Annotated in this window: 23 protein-coding genes and 1 pseudogene; 11 read left to right on the top strand and 13 right to left on the bottom strand. The window is 73.0% G+C overall.

The genetic code is table 11. The features are described from left to right. The first annotated feature begins 31 nt into the window (after window positions 1-31). Together FHU33_RS07320 and FHU33_RS07315 are read left to right on the top strand one after the other, a co-directional pair. Entirely contained in the window at window positions 32-1,255 is a 1,224-nt protein-coding gene (locus tag FHU33_RS07320) for a bifunctional 3,4-dihydroxy-2-butanone-4-phosphate synthase/GTP cyclohydrolase II (RefSeq protein WP_211355031.1), read from the top strand. A gap of 185 nt (window positions 1,256-1,440) precedes the next feature. Further along, window positions 1,441-2,277, top strand: coding sequence for a hypothetical protein (locus tag FHU33_RS07315; RefSeq protein WP_142024744.1), 837 nt, complete (start codon window positions 1,441-1,443; stop codon window positions 2,275-2,277). A gap of 42 nt (window positions 2,278-2,319) precedes the next feature. On the opposite strand, the gene FHU33_RS07310 is transcribed toward FHU33_RS07315, so the two are convergent. The 10 genes from FHU33_RS07310 to FHU33_RS07265 all read right to left on the bottom strand — a co-directional run bounded on the left by FHU33_RS07310 (window position 2,320) and on the right by FHU33_RS07265 (window position 12,420). After that, window positions 2,320-2,607, bottom strand: a complete 288-nt coding sequence (locus tag FHU33_RS07310) for a hypothetical protein (RefSeq protein WP_142024743.1) — start codon at window positions 2,605-2,607, stop codon at window positions 2,320-2,322. Window positions 2,608-2,716: 109 nt separating this feature from the next. Beyond that, window positions 2,717-3,715: an adenosine deaminase gene (gene add / locus FHU33_RS24880; RefSeq protein WP_170182350.1), complete on the bottom strand. Its 999-nt coding sequence runs from the start codon at window positions 3,713-3,715 to the stop codon at window positions 2,717-2,719. Window positions 3,716-3,729: 14 nt separating this feature from the next. Then, a complete protein-coding gene (locus FHU33_RS07300; protein ID WP_142024741.1) occupies window positions 3,730-5,160 on the bottom strand; it encodes an aldehyde dehydrogenase family protein in 1,431 nt (476 codons plus the stop codon). Window positions 5,161-5,204: 44 nt separating this feature from the next. Continuing rightward, window positions 5,205-5,978 (bottom strand): SDR family oxidoreductase, encoded by a 774-nt coding sequence (locus tag FHU33_RS07295; protein WP_142024740.1) that lies wholly within the window; start codon window positions 5,976-5,978, stop codon window positions 5,205-5,207. Next, entirely contained in the window at window positions 5,979-6,875 is an 897-nt protein-coding gene (locus FHU33_RS07290; RefSeq protein WP_211355030.1) for a dihydrodipicolinate synthase family protein, read from the bottom strand. After that, on the bottom strand, window positions 6,872-7,663 hold the full coding sequence (locus FHU33_RS07285) for an enoyl-CoA hydratase-related protein (protein WP_142024738.1): 792 nt from the start codon (window positions 7,661-7,663) through the stop codon (window positions 6,872-6,874). Before FHU33_RS07285 ends, FHU33_RS07290 begins: the two co-directional genes overlap by 4 nt. After that, entirely contained in the window at window positions 7,660-8,862 is a 1,203-nt protein-coding gene (locus FHU33_RS07280) for a CaiB/BaiF CoA transferase family protein (protein ID WP_142024737.1), read from the bottom strand. Before FHU33_RS07280 ends, FHU33_RS07285 begins: the two co-directional genes overlap by 4 nt. Further along, entirely contained in the window at window positions 8,859-10,223 is a 1,365-nt protein-coding gene (locus tag FHU33_RS07275; protein ID WP_211355029.1) for an FAD-dependent oxidoreductase, read from the bottom strand. Before FHU33_RS07275 ends, FHU33_RS07280 begins: the two co-directional genes overlap by 4 nt. A 23-nt stretch (window positions 10,224-10,246) precedes the next feature. Continuing rightward, window positions 10,247-11,575: an MFS transporter gene (locus FHU33_RS07270; RefSeq protein ID WP_142024735.1), complete on the bottom strand. Its 1,329-nt coding sequence runs from the start codon at window positions 11,573-11,575 to the stop codon at window positions 10,247-10,249. A 236-nt stretch (window positions 11,576-11,811) separates the two neighbouring features. Beyond that, complete coding sequence (locus FHU33_RS07265) at window positions 11,812-12,420, bottom strand: helix-turn-helix domain-containing protein (protein WP_142024734.1); 609 nt, start codon at window positions 12,418-12,420, stop codon at window positions 11,812-11,814. A 206-nt stretch (window positions 12,421-12,626) separates the two neighbouring features. Between FHU33_RS07265 and FHU33_RS07260 the strand changes: the two genes are divergently transcribed. Together FHU33_RS07260 and FHU33_RS07255 are read left to right on the top strand one after the other, a co-directional pair. Further along, window positions 12,627-13,382, top strand: a complete 756-nt coding sequence (locus FHU33_RS07260; RefSeq protein ID WP_142024733.1) for a DUF6308 family protein — start codon at window positions 12,627-12,629, stop codon at window positions 13,380-13,382. 101 nt (window positions 13,383-13,483) lie between these two features. Further along, window positions 13,484-14,104 carry a hypothetical protein gene (locus FHU33_RS07255; RefSeq protein ID WP_142024732.1) on the top strand — a complete coding sequence of 207 codons (621 nt, stop codon included), beginning with the start codon at window positions 13,484-13,486 and terminating at the stop codon, window positions 14,102-14,104. 16 nt (window positions 14,105-14,120) lie between these two features. Here the strand turns inward: FHU33_RS07255 and FHU33_RS07250 are convergent, their stop codons facing one another. Beyond that, window positions 14,121-14,699 (bottom strand): TIGR03086 family metal-binding protein, encoded by a 579-nt coding sequence (locus FHU33_RS07250; RefSeq protein WP_142024731.1) that lies wholly within the window; start codon window positions 14,697-14,699, stop codon window positions 14,121-14,123. A 55-nt stretch (window positions 14,700-14,754) separates the two neighbouring features. On the opposite strand from FHU33_RS07250, the gene FHU33_RS07245 reads away from it, so the two are divergent. Together FHU33_RS07245 and FHU33_RS07240 are read left to right on the top strand one after the other, a co-directional pair. Continuing rightward, window positions 14,755-15,168, top strand: a complete 414-nt coding sequence (locus FHU33_RS07245; RefSeq protein WP_246063381.1) for a DUF1810 domain-containing protein — start codon at window positions 14,755-14,757, stop codon at window positions 15,166-15,168. Window positions 15,169-15,276: 108 nt separating this feature from the next. Beyond that, on the top strand, window positions 15,277-16,011 hold the full coding sequence (locus FHU33_RS07240; protein WP_142024729.1) for a hemerythrin domain-containing protein: 735 nt from the start codon (window positions 15,277-15,279) through the stop codon (window positions 16,009-16,011). Window positions 16,012-16,022: 11 nt separating this feature from the next. Here the strand turns inward: FHU33_RS07240 and FHU33_RS07235 are convergent, their stop codons facing one another. After that, the gene (locus FHU33_RS07235) at window positions 16,023-16,988 is read right to left on the bottom strand and encodes an NAD(P)-dependent alcohol dehydrogenase (protein WP_142024728.1); all 966 of its coding nucleotides are present in this window, start codon (window positions 16,986-16,988) and stop codon (window positions 16,023-16,025) included. Between the two features lie 135 nt (window positions 16,989-17,123). Here FHU33_RS07235 and FHU33_RS07230 point away from each other — a divergent pair, with 135 nt between their 5' ends. The 5 genes from FHU33_RS07230 (at window position 17,124) to FHU33_RS07210 (ending at window position 22,233) form a co-directional block, all read left to right on the top strand. Then, window positions 17,124-18,158 carry a glutathione S-transferase family protein gene (locus tag FHU33_RS07230; protein ID WP_142024727.1) on the top strand — a complete coding sequence of 345 codons (1,035 nt, stop codon included), beginning with the start codon at window positions 17,124-17,126 and terminating at the stop codon, window positions 18,156-18,158. Continuing rightward, complete coding sequence (locus FHU33_RS07225; RefSeq protein WP_142024726.1) at window positions 18,155-19,105, top strand: threonine/serine dehydratase; 951 nt, start codon at window positions 18,155-18,157, stop codon at window positions 19,103-19,105. The genes FHU33_RS07230 and FHU33_RS07225 overlap by 4 nt, the downstream gene beginning before the upstream one ends. 4 nt (window positions 19,106-19,109) lie before the next feature. After that, window positions 19,110-20,306 carry an amidohydrolase family protein gene (locus tag FHU33_RS07220; protein ID WP_142024725.1) on the top strand — a complete coding sequence of 399 codons (1,197 nt, stop codon included), beginning with the start codon at window positions 19,110-19,112 and terminating at the stop codon, window positions 20,304-20,306. Window positions 20,307-20,738: 432 nt separating this feature from the next. Continuing rightward, the gene (locus FHU33_RS07215) at window positions 20,739-20,945 is read left to right on the top strand and encodes a hypothetical protein (RefSeq protein ID WP_142024724.1); all 207 of its coding nucleotides are present in this window, start codon (window positions 20,739-20,741) and stop codon (window positions 20,943-20,945) included. Window positions 20,946-20,994: 49 nt separating this feature from the next. After that, window positions 20,995-22,233: a M20 family metallo-hydrolase gene (locus FHU33_RS07210; RefSeq protein WP_142024723.1), complete on the top strand. Its 1,239-nt coding sequence runs from the start codon at window positions 20,995-20,997 to the stop codon at window positions 22,231-22,233. A gap of 58 nt (window positions 22,234-22,291) precedes the next feature. Here FHU33_RS07210 and FHU33_RS07205 read toward each other — a convergent pair. Continuing rightward, a pseudogene (locus FHU33_RS07205) lies at window positions 22,292-22,951 on the bottom strand (IS30 family transposase); the annotation flags it as partial. Window positions 22,952-22,957: the final 6 nt, after the last annotated feature.

The raw sequence follows: 22,957 nt of genomic DNA, 5'->3' as shown, positions 1-22,957 counted from the left end.
CCCGGCAGGCCCTCAGCGGAATGCGGCAGCGGTGGTGCAGTCCGCTGTCGCCGCGCTCGCCGACGGCGGGCTGGTCGTGGTGATCGACGACGCCGACCGGGAGGACGAGGGCGATCTCGTCGTCGCCGCGGAGCTGGTCAGCCCCGACCAGATGGCCTTCCTCGTGCGGCACACCACGGGCATCGTCTGCGTGCCCATGCCGGCCGCCCGCGCCGACGACCTGCGGCTGCCGTTGATGGTCGCCGACAACACCGACCTGCACGAGACCGCGTTCACCGTCAGCGTGGACGCGGTCGGCACCGGCACGGGCGTGTCGGCGGACGACCGGACGGCGACCGCGCGGGCGCTGGCCGACCCGGCCACCCGCCCCCGTGACCTGCGACGGCCCGGCCACGTCTTCCCGCTGCGCGCCCGCGCCGGTGGAGTGCTGCGGCGGGCCGGGCACACCGAGGCCGCCGTCGACCTGCTGACGATGGCGGGCCTGTCGGGGGTCGGCGTGATCAGCGAGATCGTGGCCGACGACGGCTCGATGCGCCGCGGCCCGGACCTGCGCGCCTTCGCCGACGAGCACGGGCTGCCGGTGCTGGCCGTCGCCGACCTGGTCCGCCACCGGAGGTCCAGCGAGCGCCTGGTGGAGCCGGTCGCGGGCTCGGCCATGCCGACCGCCTTCGGCGACTTCCGGGCCGTCGCCTACCGCAGCACGCTGGACGACGTGGAGCACCTGGCGCTGGTCATGGGCGACGTCGCTGCCGCCGGCCGGTCGGAGGCCGGGGTACTGGTGCGGGTGCACTCCGAGTGCCTCACCGGCGACATCCTGGGATCGCTGCGCTGCGACTGCGGGGCGCAGTTGGAGCAGGCGCTGCGCGCGATCGCCGCCGAGGGCTGCGGCGTCGTGGTCTACCTGCGCGGCCACGAGGGACGGGGCATCGGACTGGGACACAAGATCCGTGCGTACGCGCTGCAGGAACTGGGCCTGGACACCGTCGACGCCAACATCGCGCAGGGGCTGCCGGTCGACTCGCGCAGCTACGGCGTGGGCGCCCGGATCCTCGGCGACCTCGGGGTCCAGCGGCTCCGCCTGATCACCAACAATCCCGCCAAGTACGGCGGGCTCGACGGGCACGGACTGCAGATCATCGGCCGGGTGGCCCTGCCCACCGTCCCGACACCGCACAACGTTCGTTATCTCCGGACCAAGCAGGACCGCCTGGGCCACACGGTGCTCGTCGGCCCGGACGCCGTCGACACGACCTGATCCTTCGCGCCCGCCGGTCACCGCGCCGGCTCGGTGGCGACGGCGTGGGAGGCTGGGACCATCTGACCGACGGCGACGCGCCCCACCGAGGGTTCGCCGTCCTCCCGACGGCCTCGACGACACCGAGGCGCGGCTGGGCCGGCCGGTGCTCGTGCACGGACCCACCGAACGAACGGGGAACCCTCATGCCTCTCATCGCCTGTCCCCAGTGCCACTCCGAGGACATCAACGGCACGCCGCAGGCCGACAGCCGCCTGCTCATCCACTGCGAGGACTGCGGCCACGAGTGGCTGCGCGGCGAGGCCCGGCGCGACCCGGGCCGGCCCGCCGTCCGGACCATCGACTCGCTGCACGCCGCCTTCCCGACGACGCTCGACGTCCGCCCCGACGTCCGTGAGCGGGTGGCGATGCTCGTGTCGGACTTCCAGCTGGAGCACCACGGCGCGCCCAGCGCCGAGGTCGTCGACCACCGCGCGAAGTACCAGGAGCTGTTCAGCCGCGACGGGCTGAAGAGCGCGAGCCCGGACGACCTGCTCGAGTTCGCCCTCACCGACACGGTCGCCGGCGCCGGCAACATGTCCGGCCTCACCCGCGCGTGGAAGACCCAGGGTGCGGACAAGGCGGCGCAGAAGGTCCGCGACTCGATCGAGTTCCTGCTGCACGGCCCCGAGAGCCTGCGCCTGGAGGACCGGCTGACCCAGCTGGTCGACGGCAAGAAGGTCGGCTTCCCCTCGTTCAACAAGGAGCCGCTGCTCACCAAGGTGCTCTGCGTCGCCGAGCCCACCCGGTTCCTGCCGATCCTCCGCTACTCGGCGCCGACCGACGGCAAGAAGGAGATCATCAAGCTGGTCTTCGAGCTCGACCTGCCGCCGGCGGAGAAGGTCGCCTGGACGATCGGGCGCCTGGCCGTCTGGAGCAACGACCTGCTCCGCTCGCTGGTCGGCAACGACATCCCCGACCTGCAGCAGGCGACGAGGTTCCTCACCTGGGCCAAGACCCGGCCGGTGCTCTCCCGCAGCTGACGGGCGGCCGCGCCGGCCCTCGCGGAGGCCGACGTCGCCAGGTCAACCGTCGGTGCCGGTCTCGTCGTCGATGTCGGCGTCGTCGTCGGCGGGCGTGTCTTCCTCCCCGCCGGTGTTGTCGTCGTCGTCGATGCCGCCCGTCCCCTTGTCGACGCTGTCCGCGTCCTCCTCGCCGCCGTCGACCTGGTCGGGCGAGCCGACCTCCTCCTCCTCGATGTCGGTGACCGAGTCGTCGCCCGGGCTGTTGCCCGGATCGGCCGAGCCGCAGCCGGTCAGCCCCAGGCCGATGGCCAGGGCGGCCCCGGCCACCATCCGTCGCGTCCTGCGCATGGGTCCTCCTCAGTGGTGGGTCGGAGTTCTCCTGCCCGCTGAGGACGGCGCCACGCGTGGACGGCGGCACTTTGACATGACATCGACACGGAGGACGGCGAGGCCGAATTCAGCCTGTCGGACGCCAGTCCGCCACGCCGGCCAGCGCGCGCTCACGACGGTCGGCCGGGCACGAGCTCGTGACCAGCGACGTCCGCGCGATCGCGGCGAGGGCGTCCGGCTCCAGGCCGAACGCCGACGACGCCAGCGCGTACTCCCCCACCGTCGTCGCCCCCAGGAACAACGGGCAGTCGGTGTTGAGCGACACCGGCACCCCGGACTCGATCAACCGGGGCAGCGGATGCGACGCCAGATCGGGCACGATCTGCAGCTCGACGTTCGACGTCGGGCAGACGTCCAGCGAGACGCCGCGCTCGAGCAGCAGGTCGACCACCGCCGGGTCCTCCGCCGCCCGGATGCCGTGGTTGATCCGGCGCGCACCCAGGCGTTCCACGCAGGTCCGCACGCTGCCGGCGCCGGCGCCCTCACCGGCGTGCGGCACCGCCGGCAACCCGGCGTCCGCCGCCCGGCCGAACACGTCCTCGAAGAGCGAGGCCGGGAAACGGGCCTCGTCCGCGGCCAGCCCCAGCCCCACGACGCCCCGGTCGCGGTAGGCCAGGGCCAGCGACAGCGACCGGTCGGCGTCGGCGACCGGGAGCATCCGGTTCACGCCGATGATCAGCCCGGCGGCGGCGTCGGGGCCGGCGGCCGAGGCCAGGCCGTCCAGCACCGCCTCGACCACCGCCTCGTCCGGCCCCAGCCGGCCGGCGTACGTCGGCGGGATGAGGTGCACCTCGGTCCACACGACGCCGTTCTCCCGGGCGGTGGTCAGGATCTCGGCGGCCACCCGCCGGAGATCCTCCAGCGAGCCGATCAGGTCGCGCGCCTGCTCGTAGGCCACCACGAACTCGCCCAGGTCGGTGAACCGGCCGGTGCGCGGCAGCGGCAGGTCGTACCGGTCGGCCAGCTCCCGCGCCGTCTCCGGCCGGATCGCCCCCTCGAGGTGCAGGTGCAGCTCCGCCTTCGGCAGCGCGACCAGGTCGGCCGACGACAGCGTCCGGGTCGGCACGGTCCACCGCGCCGTCACGAATGACCCAGGTACACGGTCTTGGACCAGGTGTAGAAGTCCGTCGCCCGCGGCCCCTGCTCCCGGAACGTGTTCGTCGAGGAGTCCTTGACCCCGCCGAAGGGCACGTTCAGGTCCAGGCCGGCGGTCGGCCGGTTCACCTTCACGACGCCGACCTGCGCCCGCGCCGCGAACTCGTAGGAGGCCGACAGCGACGAGGTGCAGATGCCCGCCGTCAGCCCGTACGGCGAGTCGTTGATCGCCGCGATGCCGGCGTCCAGGTCGGGCACCTCCAGCACCGCCACGACCGGGCCGAACACCTCGTCCCGCACCAGCGGGTCGTCGCCGCGCACGTCGGTCACCACGGTCGGCCGGAAGGCCAGGCCCTCGACGTCGGTGCCGCCGGCCGCCACGCGGCCACCGCGGGACACCGCACCCGACACCGCCGACAGGTCCTTCGACAGCTGGGCGTCGCTCACGACCGGGCCCATCGTGGTGCCCGACGCCAGCCCGTCGCCGACGACCATGCTCTCGGCGGCCTTGGCCAGCGCCTCGGTGAACGCCTCCCGCACGCCCGGGGTGCAGTACACCCGCGAGGTGGCGGTGCACGCCTGCCCGGTCAGCCCGAAGCCACCGGCGGCGACGATCGATGCCGCCGTGGCGACGTCGGCGTCGTCGAGCACCAGGTAGCCGTTCTTGCCGCCCATCTCCAGCTGCACCCGCGCCCGCCGGGCGTTCATCACGTCGGCCAGGCCCAGGCCCACGGCGGTGGAGCCGGTGAACGACAGGGCCGCGACGCGCGGGTCGCGAGCCAAGGCGTCCCCGGCCACCGAGCCGCGGCCGTGGACGACGTTCAGCACGCCGGCCGGCAGCCCGGCCTCCACCAGCGCCGACGCCAGGTTCGACGCGGTCAGCGGGGTCAGCTCGGCGGGCTTCAGGACGACGGCGTTCCCGCTGATCAGGGCGGGCGCCATCTTCCAGGCCGGGATCGCGATCGGGAAGTTCCACGGCGTGATCAGGCCGGCCACCCCGAGCGGCTCCTGCCGGGTGACCACCGTCGTCCCCGGCGTCGCGCTGGGCAGCACGTCGCCCTCGGCGCGCCAGCCCTGGCCGCCGAAGTAGCGCAGCACGTCGATCGCCCGGCGCACCTCGCCCTTGGCCTCGGCGAGCGTCTTGCCCTCCTCGGCCACGAGGTCGCGGGCCACCTCCTCGTGCCGCGAACGCAGGATGTCGGCGGCGTCCATCAGGATCGCGCCGCGCGCCGGCGGGGGCATCGCCGCCCACCCGGGCTGGGCCGCGGTGGCCGCCGAGAGGGCGGCGTCCACGTCGGCCGCGGACGACGACGGCGCGGTGACGACGACCTCGCCCGGCCGCGCCGGGTTCGTGCGCTGGAAGGAGGGCGAGCCGGTCCACTCGCCGTCGATCAGGTTCTGGACGGTCTTGGTCATGCCAGTGCCTCCATGTCGACAAGTCGACGAATAGATGAATCGAGCTAGAGCGAGCGGACGAGGCCGCCGTCGACGCGCAGCGCCGTGCCCGTCACGTACGAGGCGGGCACCCCGCACAGGAACGCGGCGGCGGCGCCGAACTCGGCGGGGTCGCCGTAGCGGCCGGCCGGGATGGTGGCCTTCGACTTCGCGACGACGTCGTCCACCGACGTGCCGGCCTTCGACGCCGCCGACTCGTCGAGGAACGCGACCCGGTCGGTGGCGATCCGGCCGGGCAGCAGCAGGTTCACGGTCACGCCGTCGGCGGCGACCTCCGCCGCGAGGGTCTTCAGGTAGCCGGCCAGCGCGGAGCGGCCGAGGTTGGACAGCGCCAGGTTCGGCAGCGGCGCGGCCACCCCGCTCGACCCGACCGCGAGCACGCGGCCCCAGCCGCGCTCCCGCATGCCGGGCAGGGTCAGGCCGAGCAGCCGCACCTGCGGGCGCAGCAGGGTGTCGACGGCCGAGTCGATGCCCGCGTCGGTCACCGCGGCCGCCGGACCGGGCTTCGGGCCCGGCCCGTTGAGCACCAGGACGTCGACCTCGCCGAAGGCCTCGCGGGCGGCCGCCACCAACGCGGCGGGCCCGTCGGGAGCGGTCAGGTCCACCTCGACGCCCACCGCCGACGGCAGCTCGGCTGCGATCTCCTTGGCCCGGTCGCCCCGGCGCCCGGACACGACGACGGACGCGCCCTCGGCGGCCAGCGCGCGGGCGATCGCCTCGCCCAGCCCCCCGGTGGACGCGCAGACGACGGCGCAGCGGCCGCTCAGTCCGAGATCCACTCAGCTCACCCCTTCCAGAGCCGGCACGGCAGCGAGGTGCCGGTCCAGCTGCGCCGACAGCGACGCGGGGAACGCCGCGGCCGGCGGGCGGGCGGCCGACTCGACGATCAGGCCGCGCCGGCGCAGGGCTTCCTTGCGGACGGCGAGCGCGATGCGCACCTGCTGCTCGAAGTTGACCAGCGGCAGGTACGGCAGGAACGCCTCCCGCGCCGCCTCGTAGCCCCCGGACGCGAACGCCCGGACGCAGGCCAGCAGGCCCTCCGGGTAGGAGAACCCGGTCATCGCGCCGGCCGATCCGGCGGCCAGCTCGTCGAGCAGCCCGATGCCGCCCAGCCCGCCGAACACCGGCACGTCCAGCCGCGCGGTGAGCGTGGCGATCGCCGGCGGCGTGGGCGGCGCCTCGGCCTTCACCGCCGCGACGAACGGGAGGTCGGCCAGCACCTCGGCCAGCACGTCGGCGGACACCGAGACGCCGCTGATCGCCGGGTAGTCCTGAACGACGATCGGCAGACCGGTGGCCTCGTGCACCGCGCGCAGGTGGGCGGCGAGCACGTCGGGTCGCGGCGAGTTCACCTGCACCATCAGCCCGGCGATCCGGGAGCCGACCGCCTCGACGGCCAGCAGCCCCTCCTCGATCACCGGCGCGGTGCCCAGCGCCGTCGCGCCGACCACCAGCGGAAGGTCGACGGTGTCGGCCACCGCCTCGAGCACGTCCCGGCGCTCGGTCGAGGACAGCTGCGCCGCTTCGCCGAAGACACCGAGCACGGTCAGCCCCGTGACGCCGATCGACTCGTAGTGCGACACCAGCTTCACCAGGCTGCCCTCGTCGACGTCGAGGGTCGAGCCGCTGAACGGAGTGGCGACGACGCCCCACACCCCATCGGCCAGACGCGTCATGATCCGCTCCATTCCGGGGTGCGCTTCTCCTGGAAGGCGCGCACTCCCTCGTCCTGGTCCTTGCTCTGCAGCGCGGCCACCAGCGCGGGCAGCCGCACCGTGTTGGCCTCGCGGGCGGTCAGGTGCGCCGTCCGCTGCACGGTCTGCTTGATCGCCTTCAGCGACAGGGGCGCGCAGGCGAGCACGTCGTCCACCCACCGCTGTACGGCGGCATCCAGCTCGTCGGCCGGCACGACCTCGTTGACCAGCCCGAGCCGGTACATCTCCGCGGCCGGCGCCTTGCGGCCGGTCAGCAGCAGGCCCATCGCCTGGTGGTACGGGATCTGCCGGGGCAGCCGCACCATGCCGCCGTCCAGCGGCATCCGCCCCACGCGCGGCTCGGTGAGCCCGAACTTCGCCGACTCGGCGGCGACCACGATGTCGCAGCCCAGCACCATCTCCATGCCGCCGCCCACCGCGAAGCCGTTGACCCGCGCGATCACCGGCACGTCGAGCGACTCGCGCAGCGAGAGCGCGCCGAAGCCGTCGGGGTCGAGGTCGGCCCAGTACTCCGTGCCGGTCTTGTCCACGCCGGACGCGGACATGTCCGCGCCGACGCAGAAGGAGCGGTCACCGGCGCCGGTGAGGACGACGACGCGCACCTCCGGGTCCTGCTCGATCTCCGCCCACACCCGGCGCAGCTCCAGGTGCGCGGCGCGGTCGACGGCGTTCATCACGTGCGGCCGGTCGATGGTCACCCGCGCGACGTGACCGTCGAGCTCGTAGCGGATCCCGTGGTCGGTACTCATCGCAGGACCCCCGCCCCGGTCAGCGCGGCGACCTCGTCGTCGGTGAAGCCGTGGTCGCGCAGCACCTCGGCGTTGTGCTCGCCGAGCCGCGGCGGCACCTGCCGCACGCTCGCCGGCGTCGCCGAGAGGTGGATGGGCGCGTCGAGCGCGCGCACCGTCCCGGCGGTCGGGTGCTCCATCTCGACGACCATGCGGTTGACCAGTGTCTGCTCGTCCTCCAGCGCCTCGGCGAGCGTGCGCACCGGTGCGCAGAGGATGTCGACCGACTCCAGCGCCTTGACCCAGTGGTCGGTGGTGTTCTGCGCGAACCGGGCGAGGAAGATCTCGCGGAGCTCGTGCCGGTGCTCGGCCTGCGCGTCCATGGTGGAGAACTCCGGCCGCGCCGACAGGTCCTCCTCCAGCTCGAGGGCCTTGGAGATGTCGCGCAGCGGGTTCTCCTTGAACGCGCCGACCATGCACACCGCGCCGTCCGTGGTCGGGAAGACTCCGGACAGCGGCTTGGCCGCCCAGTTGACCTCGTAGCCGCGGTTGAGCTGCATGCAGGCCTCCTGCATCTGCATGTGCAGCATCGAGTCGTACATCGTGACGTCGACCTTCTGGCCCTCGCCGGTGCGCTCGCGGGCCATGAGGGCGAGCAGGATCCCCTGCATCAGGTGCATGCCGGTCGTGTAGTCGCACAGCGTCGTCGGATAGACCGACAGCGGGATGTCCTCGGACTCGCGCCGCCACATCACGCCGGAGTAGGCCTGCGCGATGACATCCTGGCCGCCCTTGTGGCTGTACGGGCCGGTGTCGCCGAACCCGGTGCCCGACGCCCAGACCAGTCGCGGGTTGATGGCCTTGAGCGCCTCGTAGCCGAAGCCGATGCGCTCCATCACCCCGCCGCGGAAGTTGCTGACGACGACGTCGGCGTCGCGCACCAGCCGGCGGATGACCTCCTTGCCCTCCTCGGAGCGGGTGTCCACCGAGATCGAGCGCTTGTTGCGATTGATCGACAGGAAGATCGGGTTGTCCATGCCGGCCGGGTCGGTGATCGAGGTGCGCGACAGGTCACCCGCCCCGGGCCGCTCGACCTTGATCACCTCGGCGCCGTAGTCGCCGAGCAGCTGGGTGCAGCTCGGGCCCATGTAGACCTGGGTGAAGTCGAGGACGGTGACGCCGCTGAGTGGTTGGACAGCGTGCGGCTGGATGGCGGTCATGCCGGCACCTCCGAGGTGATCGTCGCTGTGTCGAGCAGAGCGTTGGCCGACGGGGTGTCACCCGGGTCGGCGCCCTGGTTCCGCATCCCCCGCTGGATGTCGGTCGGGTCCACGTCGCGCACGGGAATGCCCTTGTCGACGGCGATGCCGGCCGCGATCCCGGCGGCCTGCCCCTGCGCCATGCACGGCGGGATCTCCCGCGAGATGCGCTGCGCCTCGGGGGTGGCCGAGTAGTGCCGGCCGGCGACCAGCAGCTGGTCGACGTTCTTCGGCAGCAGGGCGCGGTAGGGCGTGTAGTAGTCCCGCCCGCGGGCCACCGAGTCGGCGAAGTGCCGGCGGGTGCTGACGTCGTCCTTGGTGACGACGTACTCCCCCTCGAGGAGCCGGGTCTGCCGGACGCCCATCTGCTCGGCGACGTCGACGAGGTAGCTGTTCTCGAAGCCGGGCAGGTGCGCGCGGACGTAGGTGACGGCGTCGGAGATCTTGTCCCGCGCGTCGAACTCGGCCTGGGTGAGCGAGGCCGGGTCGGTGCCGTCGTAGCCGGACATGTGCGGGGCGTTGCACCACACGACGCCAGGGATCGGCGTCTTCAGCCACCACAGCTCCCACGCCCCGCCGAGCAGCCGCTTGATCTTGCGGTTGATCGCGCGGGCCTCCTTCGGGTTGGCCTGCTCGAAGCGCTCCGCCGCATCGGTGTCGACGCCGCCGAGCCGGAAGACCAGCGTGGTCAGGTAGCTGTCCTGGATGAACGGGGCGCCGGCGCGGGAGGCCACGTCGATGTCGCCGGTGGTGTCGATGACGACGTCCCCCATGACGGCCTGCGGGCCGGACTTGGTCTCGCAGACGACGCCGCGCAGCCGGCCCTCGTCGACGACCGGCCGGGAAAACCAGGAGTGCAGGCGCAGGTTGACGCCGGACTCGCGGACCAGGTCGTTGGAGACCCGCTTCCAGCCGTCGGGGTCGAAGGCGACCGCGTAGCAGATCGGCTTCGGGTTGACGTGGGTGTGGAAGTCGAAGGTGCCCCAGCGTCCCCACGTGTTCCAGGTCTCGGTCGACGCGTACCGCTCCTGCTCGGGCGGGTAGACGGCCAGGCCCATCTTGGCCATGCGCTCGACGTACTCGTCGACGACGCCGGTGACGGTGATCTCGGAGCCGTTGATCATGTCGTCGAGGACCAGCACCATGCCGCCGGACGCCAGGCCGCCGAGGGCGGCGTAGCGCTCGAGCAGGGTGACGCTGGCGCCGGTGCGGGCCGCGGCGACCGCGGCGCTGACGCCGGCGGGCCCACCGCCCACCACGACGACGTCGGAGCGGGTGACGACGTCGTCGCGGACGTCGTCGGAGGTGAGGATTCGCCTCATGGGTTGCGCAGTCATGGTGGGGCTCACTTTCCGCAGAAGGTGCCGCTGGACCGGCGGGCGGCCAGGTAGGCCACCACGCTGATCGCGGACAGGACGGCGACGTACACCGGGAACACCCAGTCCAGGCCCTTGCTCTGCAGCCAGACGAGGAGGTAGGAGGCGGTGCCGCCGAAGACGGCGACGGCGATCCCGTAGCCGAGGGCCACGCCGGTGGCGCGGCAGTACTTCGGCATCAGCGACGTCGCGACGACGTTGTAGAGCGTCATGTTCAGCACCAGGACGACGGAGCCGCCGAGGATCACCGCGGCGAACCCGAGGATGCCGGGCTCGGTGTAGAGCAGCATCAGGAAGATCGTCGGGATGGCCATCAGCCGGGTGATCATGAACGTCTTCGACAAGGTGTACTTGTCGGCCAGGGCGCCGGTGAGCGGCGAGCCGATCAGCAGGACGACGGCGAGCCCGGTCGTGATCGCGAAGACGAGGGTCGGGTCCTCGCCGAAGGCGCCGCGGGCCAGGCTCGGCAGGCCGACGTTCCAGGCGTAGTTGTAGGCCTGCGCGGCGCCGACGACGCAGATGATCGCGACGAGGCCGAGCCAGTGCTTGCCGATGCCGCCCCAGATGGTGTTGCCCTGGGTGGCGGCCTCGGACTTGTCCTCCTCGGTCAGCGACTCCGGCAGCGCGCGACGGAGCCAGACGACGATGACGCCCAGTGCGGCGCCGAAGAGGAACGGGATCCGCCAGCCCCACTCGAGCATCGCGTCGGTCCCGAGGGCGAGGCTGGAGAGGAAGCTGACCAGGCTGGCGAGCAGGATGCCGAGGTTGACGAAGAAGCTCATCAGGCCGGCGGCGCGGCCCTCCTTGCCCTCGGGCGAGAGCTCGACGGCGTAGGCGGTCGACAGCGGGGCCTCGATGCCGGTGGACGCGCCCTGGATGAGCCGGCAGATCAGCAGCACCACGCCGGCCCAGACGCCGATCGTCTCGTAGGTCGGCAGCACGGCGATGACCAGCGTGGTCGCGGCCATGGCGCCGATCGACCACAGCATCACGCGGCGGCGGCCGACCTTGTCCGCGATGGTGCCGAGCAGGACGCCGCCGAGCGGCCGGACGGCGAAGCCGACGGCGAACACCGCCAGCGCCGACAGCGTGGCCGCGACGCGGTCGTCCGACGGGAAGAACTGCGGGCCGATCAGGGCGGCCAGCAGGCCGAAGATCATCCAGTCGTACCACTCGAGCGTGTTGCCCAGGCCGAGCCCGAGGAGGGCGCGGCGGGTGGTGATCGGTGGGGCGACGGCAGGTAGTCCGTCGGCGAGGACGGAACCTGGTTGCGTGGGAACGGGTGCCTGGACGGACATGGCCAGATCTCCTTGGGCGCGCTTTCGAGGGTGCGCGGGATCGCCGGGTCACGCCAGCTCGGGCGTCGTCAGGACATGACGGGTCGCCAGAGGCCGGCGTCGCGGCTTCTCGGGTGGGGGGTCCGGACGTCGTCCGGGGGAAGTGGTGCTGCCGGGCGGCCGAGGGCCGTCCGTCCTGCGGTGCTACGTCCTACGGTGCTGCGGGACGGCGGTCTGCAGGACGCCGTCCCCCGGGCTCACCAGGTGGGAGGGGTGATGACCCAGACGGCCCGGCAGACCTCCGGACCGGGATTGCTGTACCAGTGCGGCACGGAGGAGTCGTACCGGATCGAGTCCCCGACGCCGAGGTCGTGGGCGACCCCGTCGACGTGGACGACCACGCGGCCCTCGATCACGAGCCCGAACTCCTCGCCGTTGTGCTTGTACGGAGTCGCGCTCGTGTCGTAGCCGGGCGGTGTCTCCACCCACACGACCTCGAGTGCGCCGGTGAAGTCGGGGGTGAGGAGCTCGTACTGGCCGCCGTCGTCGTTGCCGAGCCCGTGGCCGTCGAGCCGGCGCCGCTCCCCGCGACGCACGACCGGCGACCTGCGCTGCTCGGCCACGTGCAGCAGCCGACCGACCGGGATGTCGAGGCCGTGTGCCAGCTGGGCGAGCGTGGCGAAGGACGGGTTGCCCTTGCCCCGCTCGATCTGGCTCACGATCCCGACGCTCAGGCCGGACAGCTCACCGAGCCGCTCGAGGGTCAGGTTCCGCTCCCGGCGCAGGACGCGGATCCTGGTCCCGAGGTCCTGCAGCATCGCGCCGATGGCGGGAGCCGCGGGAAGCGACTCGTCGGGCAGTGCCATCGGGAGACCTCCAGGACCGACTGGGTGGTGACATCCACCATAGTGAAGAAGTTCACTGAGTCAATACCTGCACCGCGACTCTGATGCATGTTTTTCACTGAACTGTTGGTATCGGAACTCGCCGTGTTCACCGGCCGGCCGCGCGCGGACAGGGTTCGTTCCTGCGGACCTGCGACGATGACGCCACCAGAGCGGAAGGAAAGCCGGTGGACGACGCGCAGCTGGTCCTGCCGAGCGCCGGCCCCGACCCGCTGCCCGTCGACACCGCGCTGGCCGCCGTCCTCGGCTACGCCCGGGGACGACGGCCCTTCCACTACCGCGCGCCGAACGCGCGCACCGGCCGGTGGGTCGAGATCCCGGCGTTCGCCTACGAGCGGTTCGACCGGCGGGCGGGCTCCCCCGGTCCGCTCGGCGAGCCGGACATCCTCACCGCCGAGGGGCTGCACGGCCGCCTCGACCCCGCGTCGTGGTCGGCGATGAAGGCGGTCCTGGACGACGTGGCAGCGCTCGCCGACGCCGCCCGCGACCGTGCCGCGGGCCGCCCGTTCAGCGAACTCCCGGACGACGAGTTCTCCGTGCTGGCCGAGCCGGGGACCGTCGGCGCGTGGCTCCGCCGGATCTGGCAGCACTGCTCGGAGATCCCCGGTGTCCCGGCGCAGCACGTCACCGCGGCGCTGCACCACCGTCGTCCGTCGCTCGTCCCGCTGCTGAGCCGCACCACCCGCTGGCAGCTGTTCCCGCACGTGCGCGAGGGCGACAGCGGTGTCGAGGCGGTGATCCACCGCGAGGTGAGGGCCAACGAATCCGCGTTCAGCAGGCTCGAGCGCGAGCTGGCGGCCTGCGGGGTCGAGCTCGGCCGGCTCCGGCTGCACGACGTGCTGCTGTGGCTCAGCGGCACCCTGCGCCTGACCCACGCGGTGGCGCTGGGTCAGGCGGTCCGCCACGCGTCCCGACCGGTCTGATGGCGCAGCACGCCGTTGCCCTCCCGGCGCCACTGCGAGGACAGTGAGCGCTCGGCGACGCAGCAGCGCCGTCGCCGCCGACTCCCGAGAGGAGTGGTGGCATGTACGCCCGATCGGCCACGGTGAACGGCAACCCGGCGTCCGTCGACGACGCGGTGGCCTACCTCCGCGCCAAGGTCATGCCGGCCCTCTACGGACTGGACGGCTTCGTGGGCCTGTCGATGCTGTGCGACCGCGACAGCGGGCGATGCATCGCCACGACCTCCTGGCAGACCGAGGAGGCGATGCACGGCAGCGAGTCGCCGCTCCACGCGCTACGGCTGCGCTTCGCGGGGATCCTGGGCGGCCGGCCCGAGGTGCAGGAGTGGGAGATCGCGGTGCTGCACCGCCTGCACTACGCGCCCGACGGCGCCTGCTGCCGGGTGATCTGGAGCCGTGGGGACCCCGCCGACGCCGAGCGCACCATGGACGCCTTCCGGCTGAGCCTGCTCCCGCGGTTGGAGGACCTGCCCGGCTTCTGCAGCGTCAGCCTGCTGGCCGACCGCGAGTCGGGACGTGCCGTCACCGCAGTGGTCTACGAAGGCCGCGCCGCCATGAAGGCCGCAGCCGCCATGGCGCAGCCCATGCGCGAGGAGTTCGCCCGGCAGATGGGCGGTGAGATCACCGACGTGGCCGAGTTCGACCTCGCCCTCGCCCACCTCCGCGTGCCCGAGACGGTCTGACCAGCGGGCGGCCTGGTCAGGCGGTCCAGGCGGGATCGCGACCGGTCTGACCGAGCAGCCGGTCGAACTCCGGGGCGTCGGCGGGCACGGGGACGACGGCGCCGAACAACCCGTCGGGCTCGTCGGTGGCGCCGGTGCGGTCACCGACCATCTCCCGGCAGGCCCGGACGCTCGCGGGGTCGGGTAGGTAGGTCTGCCCGGTGGCGACGGCGAGGTCCCAGCCGTGGATCAGCACCTCGTTCAGAGCGACCGTGGCCATCGCGGGCGCGGGGAGCCGCACACCGGCGACCTCCGTCTCCCCCTTCCAGGCGCCCGGGTCACGCCACGCGGCGGCCAGCGCGTCGAGCCGGGCGGGCAGCCGGGTGCGCCAGTCGGGTGCGAGGTGCGCGGCGTCCGCGGACGGGCCGCCGTCGAACACCGCCTTCTCCGCGGCCAGCCGGAACGCCGACGTGAGCCCGACCAGGTGGTCGAGCAGCGCGGCCACGTTCAGGCCGGCGCACGGCGTCGGGTGGCACAGCTGGTCGTCGCGGACACCGGCCACGATGCGGGCCACCTCGGCGGTCTGGGAATCCAGGTCGAGCGTCGTCGTCTGCATGTCGTGTCAGACCGGACCCCGGTCGGAAAGTCATCGCCGGTGCGAGGCTGGCCCGGTGACCTTCGACCTCCAGCGGTTCCTCGACGCCCAGGCGCACACCTACGACCAGGCGCTGGCCGAGCTGCGCGCCGGCGAGAAGCGGACGCACTGGATGTGGTTCGTCTTCCCGCAGATCGCGGGCCTCGGGCGAAGCGGCATGGCGCAGCGGTTCGCGATCTCCGGGGTCGAGGAGGCGCGGGCCTATTTGGCGCACCCGACGCTCGGCCGCCGGCTGGTCGAGTGCGCGACGGCGCTCACTGACCTCGACACCGCCGACCCCGAGCGCGTGCTCGGGCCGGTCGACGCCATGAAACTGCGCTCGTCGATGACCCTCTTCGCCCACGCCGCACCCGACGAGCCGGTCTTCCGCCAGGTCCTCGACCACTTCTTCGACGGCACCGAGGACGACGCCACGGCCAGCCGGCTGTAGATCCCGGGCGGAATCCCAGGAAGTTCGGGACATCTGTACCTACTGGCCGGGACGCGCCTCTTCCTAGCGTCGAACGCGTCCGATCCGGCCGAAGTCCGAGGTGCCCCGATGACCGCCGTCCTTCCCCGCCCGCTCATCCCGTCGCCCCGCACGTCGGCCGAGACCACGCCGCGCCACTGCCCCGCCGTCGCCTACCAGCGGGTGCTGCACCAGGCGGTGCGCCGCGAGTTCCGGCTGCTGGCCGAGCTGGCGAGCTGGGCGCCGGCCGACGACGCCGTCCGCACCGCCGACCTCACCGCGCACGCCGACCTGATGGCGCGCGTCCTGCTCCAGCACCACAGCACCGAGCGGGAACTGCTGTGGCCCGCGCTGTTCCGCGGCCTGCCGGCCCGCCAGGAGGACGCCGCCCGCGATGCCGTCGCCTACTGGACCAGCCGCGCGGCCCTGCTGGACCACATGCTGCGCGACCTCTCCACCGTGGCCCGCCAGTGGGCGGTCGCCGGCACCCTCCCGGCGCGCAACGCCTTCGTCCGCGCCTGCACCCGCGTGGCCGACACGGTCGACGCCCACCTCTCGGCCGAGGAAAGGGACCTGCTGCCGCTGGTCGCCCAGTACCTCACCGACGCCGAGTGGACGGCGGTGGGCCGGGCGGCGACGACGAACCTGTCGGGCCGCGAGCAGCTGCTCTTCCTGGGCCTGGCCCTGGAGGACGCCTGCGCCATCGACCGGGCCCGCCTCATGGCCGGGCTCGCGCCGGCCACCCGCACCGCATGGCGCATCGTCGGCCGCCGGAACTACCGCGCCGCCGTCGTCCGGCTGCGCGGCGCCCCGCCGGCCGCCTGAGATCCCCCCGCTCAGACGGTGAGCACCACCTTGCCCTTGGCCTTGCCGTCGCGCATGTACTGGATCGCCGCACCGGCCTCGGCCAGCGGGAATGTGCGGTCGACCGGCGCCCGCAGCGTCCCGGCCGCGAGGTGGTCGGCGAGCGCCTGCAGGTCGGCCGGGTTCGGTCCGGACACGTAGCTGCGCAGGTTCTGCCGGATGAACGGGTTCAGCAGCATCGCCACGAGCTGCCGCTCGATGCCCTGCCGCCAGCCGCCGACCTCCGCCCCGACGATGACGAGGGTGCCGGCCGAAGTCAGCGCGCGGCGGAGCTCGCGCAGCTTCCGGTTGCCGCCGGTGTCGAGGATGAGGTCGTAGCGCCGTCCGCCGTCGATGATCTGCTCGCGGGTGTAGTCGAGGACGTCGTCGGCACCCAGCGACCGGACGAAGTCCGTCTTGGCCGTGCTGCAGATGCCGGTGACGTCCGCACCGGCCGCCACGGCCAGCTGCACCGCGTAGGAGCCCACTCCCCCGCCGGCGCCGATGACCAGTACCCGCTGGCCCGCCTGGACGTCGCCCTTGCGCAGCCCCTGCAGCGCGGCGAGCGCCGAGTTCGGGACGGCGGCGGCATCGGTGAACGGCACGTTCGCGGGCTTGGCCACCAGGTTCTTCGCGGGCACCGCCGCGTACTCCGCATAGCTGCTCGACCCGATGCCGAACACCTCGTCCCCGGCGCGGAACCGGGTCACGTGCGCTCCGACCGCCGTCACGACGCCGGCGACGTCCATGCCGGGCACGGCGTTCTTCGGCTTCCGTACGCCGAATCCCGCGAGCCGGATGGCCCGCGGCAGCCCGGTGACCAGGTGCCACACGCCCTGGTCGACGCCGGCCGCGACCACCTGTACCAGGACGTCGTCGTCTCCGATCACCGGCTCGTCGGCGGTGCCCCACTGCAGCTCTTCCGGTGGTCCGTACGTCTCGCGCACGATTGCCTTCATTGCGCGGACCGTACGCAGATCTGCCTGCTGCGGACCGTTCCTGGGTGCGCCCCACGCACAGCGGCGCGCGGACCACGATGTTGCGCTTCGGTGACCGGGGGTGTGAGCCCCGATGGCATCGGGAACGCTCGACCGGTGAGCGAAGACACCAGCGGGTCCGGTTACGTCGAGTCCGAGTACCGACGCGACTCCAAGTACCTCTCCGACCGGATCACCGCGGACGGATCGAGCGGCTGGCCGGTGGAGCCCGGCCGCTACCGGCTCGTCATCGCGCGCGCGTGCCCGTGGGCGAACCGGTCGGTCATCGTCCGCCGGCTGCTCGGGCTGGAGCCGGTCATCTCGATGGGCATGTGCGGGCCCACCCACGACGAGCGCAGCTGGACCTTCGACCTCGACCCCGGCGGCCGCGACCCGGTGCTCGGGTACGAGCGGCTCCAGCAGGCCTTCCTCGCCCGCGATCCGCAGTACTCCCGCGGGATCACGGTGCCGGCGATGGTCGACGTCCCGAGCGGCGCCGTCGTCACCAACGACTTCCCGCAGATCACCCTCGACCTCTCCACGCAGTGGACCGCCTACCACCGCGAGGGCGCTCCCGACCTCTACCCCGAGCACCTGCGGGACGAGATGGACGAGGTGATGGAGCGCGTCTACACCGAGGTCAACAACGGGGTGTACCGGTGCGGCTTCTCCGGCTCGCAGCGCGCTTACGACAAGGCCTACGAGCGGCTGTTCACCGCGCTGGACTGGCTGGAGGAGCGCCTCGAGCATCGGCGGTTCCTGATGGGCGGGCAGATCACCGAGGCCGACGTCCGGCTGTTCACGACGCTGGCGCGGTTCGACACCGTCTACCACGGCCACTTCAAGTGCAATCGGCAGAAGCTGTCGGAGATGCCGGTGCTGTGGGCCTACGCGCGTGACCTGTTCCAGACCCCCGGCTTCGGCGACACGATCGACTTCCCGCAGATCAAGGAGCACTACTACGTCGTCCACGCCGACATCAACCCGACGCAGATCATCCCGGCGGGGCCGGACACGTCCGGTTGGCTGATGCCGCACGGCCGCGACCAGCTCGGTGACCGGCCGTTCGGCGAGGGCACTCCCCCGGGGCCGGTGGTCGCGGGCGAAGAGGTGCCGGCCGGCCACGGTCCCGGCGGGATCGCCCACCGGTGAGCGTCACCCGCGCCGACGTGCAGGCCGCGGCCGCGCGGATCGGCCCGCTCGCCCGGCGGACGCCCGTCGTCGTCCTGGACGGCGACCGGGTGGGTCTCCCGCACGACGTCGCCCTGAAGCTCGAGGGCATGCAGCACTCCGGGTCCTTCAAGGTCCGGGGCGCGTTCAACACGCTGCTGTCCGCCGCCGTCCCTCCCGCCGGCGTGATCGCCGCCTCCGGCGGCAACCACGGTGCCGCCGTCGCCTACGCCGCCTCGGCGATCGGGGTCCGGGCCGAGATCTTCGTGCCGGCCACCGCACCGGCTGCCAAGCAGGAGCGGATCCGGCGGTACGGCGCCCAGGTCACCGCCGTCGGCGCGACCTACGCCGAGGCCTTCGCTGCCAGCGTCGAGCAGGGGAACCGCACCGGTGCGCTGCGGGTGCACGCCTACGACCAGCCCGAGGTCGTCGCCGGCCAGGGCACCGTCGCCGCCGAGCTCGCCCAGCAGTGCCCCGACCTGGACACCGTCCTGGTCGCCGTCGGCGGCGGCGGGCTGATCGCCGGCTGCGCCGCCTGGTACACCGACAGCCTCGCCGTGGTCGCGGTGGAGCCCGAGGCGGCGCCGACCCTGCACGCGGCCCGACGGGCCGGGGAACCGGTCGACGTGGAGGTGGGCGGCATCGCCGCCGACGCCCTCGGTGCCCGCCGGCTGGGCACCATCGCCCACGAGGTGACCAGCCGGTACGTGGACGAGTCGGTGCTCGTGCCGGACGACGCCATCCGGCACGCTCAGCGGGTGCTGTGGGAGGAGCTTCGGGTGCTCGCCGAGCCGGGCGGGGCGACGGCGCTCGCCGCGCTGCTGTGCGGCGCGTACGTGGCGCCGCGCGGGTCGACGGTGGGGGCGCTGGTGTGCGGCGCCAACCTGGACCCGGCGTCCTGGTCGGTGCTGCCCGAGACGGGGGTGTGAGCGGGTGCGCGGCAGCGTGGTCATGCGTGGGCACGTGGTGCCCGTCGCCGGCGAGCCGTTGCGCGACGGGACGGTGTTGGTCCAGGACGGCCGGATCAGCTACGTCGGCCCCACCAGCCGCGCGCCCCGGGTCGACCGCACCGTGACCGAGGTCCACGTCGGCGACGGCACGGTCCTGCCGGGGATGGTGGACGCCCACGTGCACCTGGTCGCCGACGGCTCGGCCGACTTCATGGGCTCCATCGTCCGGTCCGACCCGGAGCAGCTGGCCGCGGTCGCCCGGGCCAACAGCGTGCGCGCCCTGCGGGCCGGAACGGTGGCCGTCCGCGACCTGGGCGCGCCGGGCGACATCGCGATCACGCTCGGCCGGGACGTCGCCGCGGGCCGGCTGCCCGGCGCCGCGGTGGCCGCGGCCGGCCGGGCGATCACCGCTCCCGGTGGCCACATCCCCTACCTGGGCACCGAGGTTCGTGGCGAGGCGGCGATGGCCGACGCGGCCCGCGAGGAGCTCGCCCGCGGGGCGGACGGGATCAAGCTGGTCGCCACCGGCGGGGTGCTCACCCCGTCCGTCGCGATCGGCGACGCGCCCTACACGGAGGCCGAACTGGCCGCGGCCGCCGCCGTGGCCCGCGCCGCGGGCCGTTGGGTCGCCGCGCACGCCATCGGGATCGAGGGCACGAAGCGGGCGCTGCGCGCCGGCGCGACCACCATCGAGCACGGCGTCCACCTCGACGACGAGACTGTCGGGCTGATGGCCTCGACCGGGGCGATGCTGGTGACCACCCGGATGGCGCTGGTCCGGATGCTCCGGAACGCCGATGCCATTGAGCCGGCCGTCCTCGCCAAGGGCGAGGAGATCCAGGGCGTCACCATCGAGTCGCTGCGCCGTGCCGCCCGGGCCGGCATCCCGATCGCCGGTGCCAGCGACGCGGGCACCCCGTTCAACCCGCACGGCGGCGTCGCCGAGGAGGCGGTCCTGCTGGTCCGGGACATCGGGCTGCCCACTCTCGACGCGGTGCGGGCGGTCACGGCCACCGCGGCCCGGTGCCTGCTGCGCGACGACCTCGGACACCTGTCCCCGGGTGCCCCCGGGCACCTGGTGGTCACCGGCGGGAACCCGCTGGACGACATCACCGCCCTCACCGACGTCCGGTCGGTGGTGGTCGCCGGCCGGGTCGTCGAGGGAGCGGGGAACCGATGACCACCCGACGGACGACGACGGGTGAGCCCGTCCCTCCGCGGGCATCGGTGGGGACCGGCCACCTCCCGCTGCTGCCCGGCCTCCCCGCGCGCCCCAGCGCAGCCGACCTGCTGGAGCCCGACGTCCGCAGGATGGTCGTCGCGGCTCTGCCTGCCGGCCTCTGCGACGACCTGGACGCATACCTCGACGACGTCTTCCGATCGGCCTGGACGTCCCGGGGAAGCCCGAGGTCGGCTGAGCTCGAGGGGCGGCGCGCCCGCCTGCTGAGCAGGGTGACCGCACACACCGCGGAGCTGGGCACCGTCGATGGCGTTCGCCCCGACATCGCGGTGGTCCCGCTCCACCAACTGGTCCTGACGATGCAGACGGTGGGCTCGGTGAGCGACCTGCGGCGCTACCTCGTCCTCCGGGCCAACGATGATCCGGATCGGTGTGCGCGTGTACGACGAGGTGGACATGCTCGTCATGCACCTCGCCGACCCGACCGGAGAACGCCTCGACGGTGCCGTCGACGACGCACTCCGGGGCGTGCGGCCGCTGTTGCGTGGCTACCGGATCTCGGGCGACACCGCGATGCTCACGCCCCCGTCGCGCGACCGGGGGTCGTGGCGGCGCCAGCTCTCCGCCGATTGCCGGTGAGCGTCATCGACGTGCACGGACACCCGCAGCCCGACCCTGAGGAGCACCCATGAGCCGCGCGACCACCGACGCCGTACACGTCGACGACCAGCTGCTCGCCATGTACGTGGCCGAGCTCGGCGCCATCGGGGACACCCCGGACGGCATGTACCGGTTCATGTACGACGACGCCTGGCAGCGGGCCCGGGACACCCTGTTGGGGTGGATCCGTGACGCCGGCCTGGAGGCACGGGTCGACGCGGTCGGCAACGTGTTCGGCCGGCTACCCGGCTCCGGGGACGGCGTCGTCCTCACCGGCTCGCACGTCGACACCGTGCCCTCCGGCGGGAAGTACGACGGCGCGCTGGGGGTGGTCGGCGGCCTCGCCGCACTCGCCGCCCTGCGACAGGTCGGCACCCCCACCACCACGCTGGAGGTCGTCTCCCTGTGCGAGGAGGAGAGCAGCCGCTTCCCCGCCAACTTCTTCGGCACCCGGGCCATGCTCGGCCTGATCGCCCCCGACGAGCCCGACCGGCTGCGCGACCGGGACGGCGTGACCCTGGCCGAGGCCATGCGCCGGGCCGGCCTCGATCCCGCCGCCGTGGCCACCGCCGAGCGGCACGACCTGCGGACGTTCCTCGAGTTGCACATCGAGCAGGGCAGGGTGCTGGCCGACGAGGGCGTGGACATCGGCCTGGTGGAGGTGATCCCGGGCATCGCCTGGGAGACGATCACCGTGCGCGGCCGGCAGGACCACGCCGGCGCCACCCCGATGGACCTGCGCGCCGACGCCCTGCAGGCGGCCGCGCAGATGGCCCGGGAGATCACCGTGGCGGTGGAAGGGGAGGGCCGCCCCGCGGTCGTCACCACCGGACGCTGGACCGTGGAGCCCGGGCAGCCCAGCATCGTCCCGGGCCTGGCGCGGTTCTCCCTGGACCTGCGGCACCCCGACCTCTCCGTCCGGGACCGGCTGCTGGACCAGGTGCACCGGATCTGCGCCGACGTCGCGCAACGGCACGGTGTCGAGGTGGACGTCGTCCGGGACAAGGACGAGGAGCCGGCGACGATGGACGAGACCCTGCTCGACGTCCTCCGCGGTTCGGCGGAGGCGTGCGCGGCGAGCTGGCGGCGGATGCCCAGCGGCGCCGGGCACGACAGCCAGCTGATGGCCTCCCGGGTGCCGACGGCGATGGTGTTCGTGCCCAGCGTCGAGGGGCGCTCGCACACCCCGGCCGAGTACACCTCGCCCGAGGACTGCGTGCGCGGCGCCTCGGTGCTGGCCACCGCGCTGCACCGGCTCGCCTACTGAACTCGCGCCGTCCCTCCTGAGGCATTGGAACCTTTACCTGCGGTCTGGGGCGGCGGATTCAACTGGTCGTCGCAACACCAGCTTGTTGATCTTCGGAGAGTAGCTGGGCGAAGGCTTCGGCGGGGGTCTTGAAGCCGAGGGTCTTGCGGGGTCGGCCGTTGAGTCGGGTCTCGATGGCCTCGAGGTCGGCGATGGTGTGCACCGAGAGGTCGGTGCCCTTGGGCAGGTACTGGCGGAGCAGGCCGTTGGTGTTCTCGTTGGTGCCGCGCTGCCAGGGGCTGTGCGGATCGCAGAAGTAGATCGGCAGGTCGGCCGCGATGGTGATCTCGGTGTGCCTGGCCAACTCGATGCCCTGGTCCCAGGTCAGCGAGCGGCGCAGATGTACCGGCAGCGTGGCGATTTTGGTGGTGATGGCGTCGCGGACGGCTTCGGCACCGTGATCGGCCGGCAGGTGCAGGAGCATGGTGAACCGGGTGGTGCGCTCGACCAGGGTGCCGACCGCCGAGCCGCTGTCCTTGCCGACCATCAGGTCGCCTTCGAAGTGGCCGGGTACGGCGCGGTCGTCGGCCTCGGCGGGCCGCTCGGAGATCATGACTTTGTCCTTGATCCGTTCCCGGCGGCCATCGACACGACGGCGGGGCTTACGCAGCGCCCGCCCGGTGCGCAGGTGCTTGGTCAGCTCCCGGTTCAGCCCATGTCGACGACGAGTGAAAAGTGACCCCCA

The organism is Blastococcus colisei (genome assembly GCF_006717095.1).
Classification (GTDB): domain Bacteria; phylum Actinomycetota; class Actinomycetes; order Mycobacteriales; family Geodermatophilaceae; genus Blastococcus_B; species Blastococcus_B colisei.
The sequence above is the reverse complement of the archived record's forward strand: the minus strand, read 5'-3'. Positions and strand labels throughout refer to the sequence as shown.

Coding starts and splice junctions, on each gene's coding strand:
- FHU33_RS07315 (WP_142024744.1), top strand. CDS start 1,441: ATGCCTCTCATCGCCTGTCCCCAGTGCCACTCCGAGGACATCAACGGC.
- FHU33_RS07310 (WP_142024743.1), bottom strand. CDS start 2,607: ATGCGCAGGACGCGACGGATGGTGGCCGGGGCCGCCCTGGCCATCGGC.
- FHU33_RS07300 (WP_142024741.1), bottom strand. CDS start 5,160: ATGACCAAGACCGTCCAGAACCTGATCGACGGCGAGTGGACCGGCTCG.
- FHU33_RS07290 (WP_211355030.1), bottom strand. CDS start 6,875: ATGACGCGTCTGGCCGATGGGGTGTGGGGCGTCGTCGCCACTCCGTTC.
- FHU33_RS07285 (WP_142024738.1), bottom strand. CDS start 7,663: ATGAGTACCGACCACGGGATCCGCTACGAGCTCGACGGTCACGTCGCG.
- FHU33_RS07280 (WP_142024737.1), bottom strand. CDS start 8,862: ATGACCGCCATCCAGCCGCACGCTGTCCAACCACTCAGCGGCGTCACC.
- FHU33_RS07275 (WP_211355029.1), bottom strand. CDS start 10,223: ATGAGGCGAATCCTCACCTCCGACGACGTCCGCGACGACGTCGTCACC.
- FHU33_RS07270 (WP_142024735.1), bottom strand. CDS start 11,575: ATGTCCGTCCAGGCACCCGTTCCCACGCAACCAGGTTCCGTCCTCGCC.
- FHU33_RS07265 (WP_142024734.1), bottom strand. CDS start 12,420: ATGGCACTGCCCGACGAGTCGCTTCCCGCGGCTCCCGCCATCGGCGCG.
- FHU33_RS07255 (WP_142024732.1), top strand. CDS start 13,484: ATGTACGCCCGATCGGCCACGGTGAACGGCAACCCGGCGTCCGTCGAC.
- FHU33_RS07250 (WP_142024731.1), bottom strand. CDS start 14,699: ATGCAGACGACGACGCTCGACCTGGATTCCCAGACCGCCGAGGTGGCC.
- FHU33_RS07240 (WP_142024729.1), top strand. CDS start 15,277: ATGACCGCCGTCCTTCCCCGCCCGCTCATCCCGTCGCCCCGCACGTCG.
- FHU33_RS07235 (WP_142024728.1), bottom strand. CDS start 16,988: ATGAAGGCAATCGTGCGCGAGACGTACGGACCACCGGAAGAGCTGCAG.
- FHU33_RS07210 (WP_142024723.1), top strand. CDS start 20,995: ATGAGCCGCGCGACCACCGACGCCGTACACGTCGACGACCAGCTGCTC.